This is a genomic window from Nostoc sp. (assembly GCF_036917355.1).
GTDB lineage: Bacteria > Cyanobacteriota > Cyanobacteriia > Cyanobacteriales > Nostocaceae > Nostoc.
In genome coordinates this window covers 1-5,033 of sequence record NZ_JBALDP010000097.1, presented here as the reverse complement: position 1 = coordinate 5,033, position 5,033 = coordinate 1, and the positions used below count along the sequence as shown (strand labels likewise).

General features: G+C 42.4%; 6 protein-coding genes. 3 read left to right on the top strand and 3 right to left on the bottom strand.

Annotation, left to right across the window (positions count from 1 at the left end; genetic code table 11):
* The 3 genes from V7K53_RS29070 to V7K53_RS29060 form a co-directional block, all read right to left on the bottom strand.
* Window positions 1-587 (bottom strand): WD40 repeat domain-containing protein (locus V7K53_RS29070; RefSeq protein WP_335200926.1); only part of this gene is annotated, 587 nt, incomplete at its 3' end.
* 160 nt (window positions 588-747) lie between these two features.
* Window positions 748-1,779, bottom strand: coding sequence for a WD40 repeat domain-containing protein (locus V7K53_RS29065; protein ID WP_335200925.1), 1,032 nt, complete (start codon window positions 1,777-1,779; stop codon window positions 748-750).
* Between the two features lie 123 nt (window positions 1,780-1,902).
* Complete coding sequence (locus V7K53_RS29060) at window positions 1,903-2,034, bottom strand: hypothetical protein (RefSeq protein WP_335200924.1); 132 nt, start codon at window positions 2,032-2,034, stop codon at window positions 1,903-1,905.
* 214 nt (window positions 2,035-2,248) lie between these two features.
* On the opposite strand from V7K53_RS29060, the gene V7K53_RS29055 reads away from it, so the two are divergent.
* The 3 genes from V7K53_RS29055 to V7K53_RS29045 all read left to right on the top strand — a co-directional run bounded on the left by V7K53_RS29055 (window position 2,249) and on the right by V7K53_RS29045 (window position 4,808).
* The gene (locus V7K53_RS29055) at window positions 2,249-2,557 is read left to right on the top strand and encodes a hypothetical protein (protein ID WP_335200922.1); all 309 of its coding nucleotides are present in this window, start codon (window positions 2,249-2,251) and stop codon (window positions 2,555-2,557) included.
* A 128-nt stretch (window positions 2,558-2,685) separates the two neighbouring features.
* Window positions 2,686-3,576 (top strand): hypothetical protein, encoded by an 891-nt coding sequence (locus V7K53_RS29050; RefSeq protein WP_335200921.1) that lies wholly within the window; start codon window positions 2,686-2,688, stop codon window positions 3,574-3,576.
* Between the two features lie 335 nt (window positions 3,577-3,911).
* Entirely contained in the window at window positions 3,912-4,808 is an 897-nt protein-coding gene (locus V7K53_RS29045) for an SDR family oxidoreductase (protein ID WP_335200920.1), read from the top strand.
* Window positions 4,809-5,033: the final 225 nt, after the last annotated feature.

Here is a 5,033-nt window from a genome sequence, read left to right as displayed (position 1 = left end):
CCAGCACTTACAAGGGTTTGCATATCAGGGCTAAATGCAACTTTACTCACAAATCCTGAGTGTGTAGTAATGGTATCAAGCAGCTTAAGCGTATGTAAATCCCAAAGCTTGATTGTGCCATCGTCACTGCCACTAGCAATCAATCTACCATCTGAACTAATCGCAACGGTTTCTACTGGTTGAATATGTCCACTTTCGCCCTTTAGCATAAGGAAAGTGCGTAAATCCCAAACCTTCATTGTTGGGGTGGTTATTCCACCACTTACAATCCGCTTACCATCTGGACTAATCACAATTGAAGTAACACCATCTGAGTGAGCGTCTAAACTACGCAACAATTTCCCGGTACGTAAATTCCAGAATTTAATTGTATCATCTCTATCCCCACTAATCAGGGTTTGCCCCGAAGGGCTGATCGCAACTCCTCTCACACCGAAAGTCACTTTTTTATGCCCAGTCAGTGTATGAACAAGTTGAATCTGTGTTTGGGACTGAGTAATTGTACTCTTTCCTATGGGAAGATTTGAAGTAGAAGAATGTACATCAATAACAGTGATGTTTACTGCGATAGCTATTACTATAATCACTGGTCTGGATTTGAGAAAATGCAATAATTTCATGGTGCCAAGGAACGCAATTACATAACATAATTCCCATTGGATGGGGCGCGATCTCTTATAAATAGAGCAAATCAAATCTTAGTTAATCAATTGGTTCTTCCACTCTCATAAATTTTCAAACATTCTTTTACGGATGGCTTGGTGCAGGAAATTTCCACTCCGTAATTCCGTCCTGTGTTGCACTAAACAAAGTCTTGCCATCCCTACTAAATACCATTGCCCCCGACCAGTTGCTAACATCGGGCAGAGTTGCTTCCATATTTCCTGTTACCAGATTCCAAACCTGATATGGTTTATATCCTCCACCAGTAATTAAAGATTGCCCATCAGGACTAAAGGCGATGGTGATCTGCGGAAAATAGAAGCCCCCAAAATCCTGCAACAATTTTTCTGTTGTCAGGTTCCACACTTTTACCTGCTTGGCACTACCACTAGCGAGCAACTGACCGTCACGACTAATGGCTAAAGCAGATACTGCACCATAATGTCCAGTCAAAGTGGTGCGCTTTCGTCCAGTTCCCAGATCCCATACAGTGATGTGATTGCTCGAATCGCTACTAACCAAAGTCTTGCCATCCGGACTCAGCGCCAAAGTTATTACAGCATCCGGTGTTTGTGCCAATGTGCTTGTTAATTGTCCAGTCGCCAAATTCCATATCTTAATGGTCTTGTCGGAACTCGCACTCACAATTGTTTGCTGATTGGGTGTGATCACCAGTGCATTTACAACTTCAGAATGCCCTTTGAGCGTAAATTTGAGTTTTCCCGTCGCTAAATTCCACACCTTAATGGTCTTGCCTAAACTCCCACTCACCAAAGTCTGACCATCAGCAGAAAGCGCAAGGTCATAAATATCATTCGCGTCTCCTTTGAGGGTTAATTGAGGCTGCTGACTTGGCAGATGCCAGACACTAAAGCTTTTGCCACCGCCGCCCACTAAGGTGTGACCATCAGAAGAAAGAGCGATCGCTTCTGCTACTCCACTTAACTTCCGTACTACTGTCAAATCGCAATACTGGGAATGAGGCTGCGACAACTTGCAGATATTCGTTGCTCGGTAAATGCTCCACAAATATGCTCCAACTTGTATCAAAAAAATTATAATCGCTACACCACGCAGCAACCATATCTGTTTTTTGCTCAACCAGTTGTCTAACATCAGCTCTGTTCTCTTTTCGGTAGGTAGTTGAATTGATCGCAAACACCTTATGGGCTATAGGGTGTGGGATGTAGGGAAAGACTGTTTGCCCCATACCTTATAAGTACCAGCTATTACATTTATCTATGTCTTAGAAATGGTGTCACTGTCACCAACGGTTGCAACTGTAGCAGTAAGGCTATTGGCAAATACAGGTAACGACATTTGAGCTACAAGCAAAGCCACAACACCAATCAAGCTAAGTTTAAAAACCATTTGTACTAAAAGTCACTCTTACTTTCTTTAGGATTCCCAATCCAAGCCAAGCGATAGCTTGTTAACTCACAAATTATTTTTATGTTTTAAAGTAGAAAATAGTTTCATTGAAAGTGATTGTTAGTACCAATGAAAGTTTTAGGCTTATTCCTGCCAATCTTGTTACTGCTAGGCACGCCTTCAATGGCAGTTGAGTTCAAAGGGCAAAATATTGATGGTCAAAAGCTACCTGCTAGAGCTTACTATTATGCAACTGGTGGGGTCTACTCTCGTTCAGGTCAGCTTTTACAACAAGCGGGCCACAATTTACTTTGATGATGGCAACCAAACAACTATACAGTTGAACCAACAGGTAATTACTGACTCAAAAAATATTGAAGGTTTTGGAAAAATAGGGCAATATCCTGTAAGTAGCACGTTCAGTCTGGGCTTGGTGTATGACAATAATTGGCTTGGCAGGAATGATAGTCAATTGCAACAATCCAATGCGCTAGATGGGTTGTGGAAGATTAGTTTGGAGTGAAAAGTAATGGAGCCAAGGTAAATGGCATTCCAGAGAGCAGCAGTGGAAATGCTGCAATAATGGTAGCCTTATTTATTATCTGACGACTGCTGACTATAAAAATTGAACAATACAATCTTTCATAATTAATGGAAAAAAAACTCAAGCTATTTGTTATAAGCGGATTGGTAGGATTAATGTTTGGCACTTCGGTTTTGTATAAATCCTTTGCCAAAAATCAAGCATTACAGGCGAGCGCCAATCAACCACAAACACTAATAGCTCAAGCAAACAGTACCACACCACCACAGTCAGCAATCACAGGATGGTTAGGTTTTGCAACTACAGCAAACAAAAACGGCATATTTTTACCTTTGCTGCCTGTGAATGCAGATGCCCAGGTTGCACTTTTCTCAGATGCATGGGATCAAGTCAAACCCGGTACATCTCTAGTTGGTATCGCTGGTGGAATCAAACAACAAGTAAAATTCCGTCGTTCTCAAGAAGAACCTTTTGGTTGTGAGAATAATAAAACGAAAATGGCAACGTTTACCGCAGCTAAACGTTTTGCAGAAGGGCCTGTTTGGCTTTTACCCGCGAACGAAGCCAAAGAAGCAAAATCGTTGACTTTCCAAGCGTTGAATTTATCTGAAGTGACTACGAGCGTATTACCTGTAAACAAACGCAAACCATCAGTTGCACGGGCTTGGAAGGCTGGGGGAGCAACTGTTGTAATGCAAAAACAAAGTAAAGACCAAGTGCGCTTAAGTATATTAATCAATTCTCGGATAGCTTACAATGCAGTAGAAAAAAAGTTATATATGCAAGGTGGCGACCCTGAGCCTGTTAAATTTCCTGAATTTGACGGTACACCAGGAATACCTTTTCCAATTGGCGCTTTTCAGGCTAACCCTAAATCAGCACCCATGATTGTATTTTGGCAACCTAGTTATGAAGGTCAAGGCTACAGCGTCGTTGCATCTGTGAAGGGAAAAATGCAGAAAGTTGAGGAGAACGCAATCTATTTCTGCGCTTTCTAGAAAAATATCCATAGATTACGCCTAAGTGCATCAGTTTAGGAAAATCGGTAATTCAATCTCAAGTGCTCGTTCGCAACTTCTGTTAACATAACTTCTGGCTTTTATTTCGAGTAAGTGCCTAAACTCTCACAAATGGTAGTTGATGGTGAGTGTAGAAACTTAAGCCTGGCTTTTCAAGTGATATTGCATGATGACAAATACAAGCGCATCGAGCAAGCCTGCGCTTAAGTCTTACATACTCTAGAACATTATTCTGCTCAAAGGGTGAGGAATCGTTTTCCTCAATGCTTAATACTTGAGTCAAGAATAGCAAAAACTATCAAAACAACTAAGTGATGAAATCCGAACGATTAGAGATGCAAGATCCGCGGCAGCAATATCCCGCTCCGCCCTTCCCTCAACAACCGCAGCCTGTACCAGGACTTGCTCAAAAGATGCAACCCCAACCGGATCACGGTGAGCAGAGCTATATTGGATGTGGAAAGCTTGCAGGTCGGAAGGCATTGGTCACTGGAGCCGATTCTGGTATCGGGCGTGCTGTTGCAATCGCATTTGCGCGAGAAGGTGCTGATGTCGCTATCGGCTATCTTAAGAGCGAAGAAGCTGATGCTCAAGAGGTCATCCAATTAATTGAACAATCAGGACGCAAAGCGGTTGCGCTTCCGGGTGACATCACCGACGAGTATTTTTGCCAAAAGTTGGTGACAGATGCAGTGCAATCTTTGAACGGTTTAGATATTCTCGTGAACAATGCTGGCGCACAGACATCTTACCCATCAATTAGCGACATCACGACTGAGCATTTCGATAAAGTCATGAAGACAAACCTCTACGCGCTATTTTGGATTACTAAAGCTGCCGTTCCACATCTTTTACCCGGAGCATCAATTATTAACACCACTTCGATTCAGGCATATCAACCTTCAGCGAGTCTACTTGACTATGCGATGACCAAAGCCGGGATTGAGAATTTTAGCAAATCTCTCGCCAAACAGATGATCCACAAGGGAGTGCGCGTTAATGCAGTCGCACCCGGCCCATTCTGGACACCGCTACAGCCGAGTGGTGGTCAGACCCAGGAGAAGATCGAGAAATTTGGTTCTGAAGTTCCGCTCGGAAGACCTGGGCAACCTGTAGAAATTGCTCCTGTGTATGTGTTGCTTGCTTCCCAAGAAGGTAGCTACATCACCGGAGAAGTTTATGGTGTAACAGGCGGCATCGGGATTGCCTAGTTCAAAAGACATCTTGCAAAATTAACTTTTGCCAAAATATTGGAGTGCATGTTTGCATATTAAGGGGAAGAGAAAATTCCATACTTTTACCCCTTCCCCACAAATGCCAATAAGTCTAGTTAAAAAAAGTGGTAGTAGTGCATAGTAATGATAGAATTAAGAAGTGTTGTTCAATACCAGAACTATGTACTGTCCTAAATGCAACTCAAGCAATATAGTTAAAAA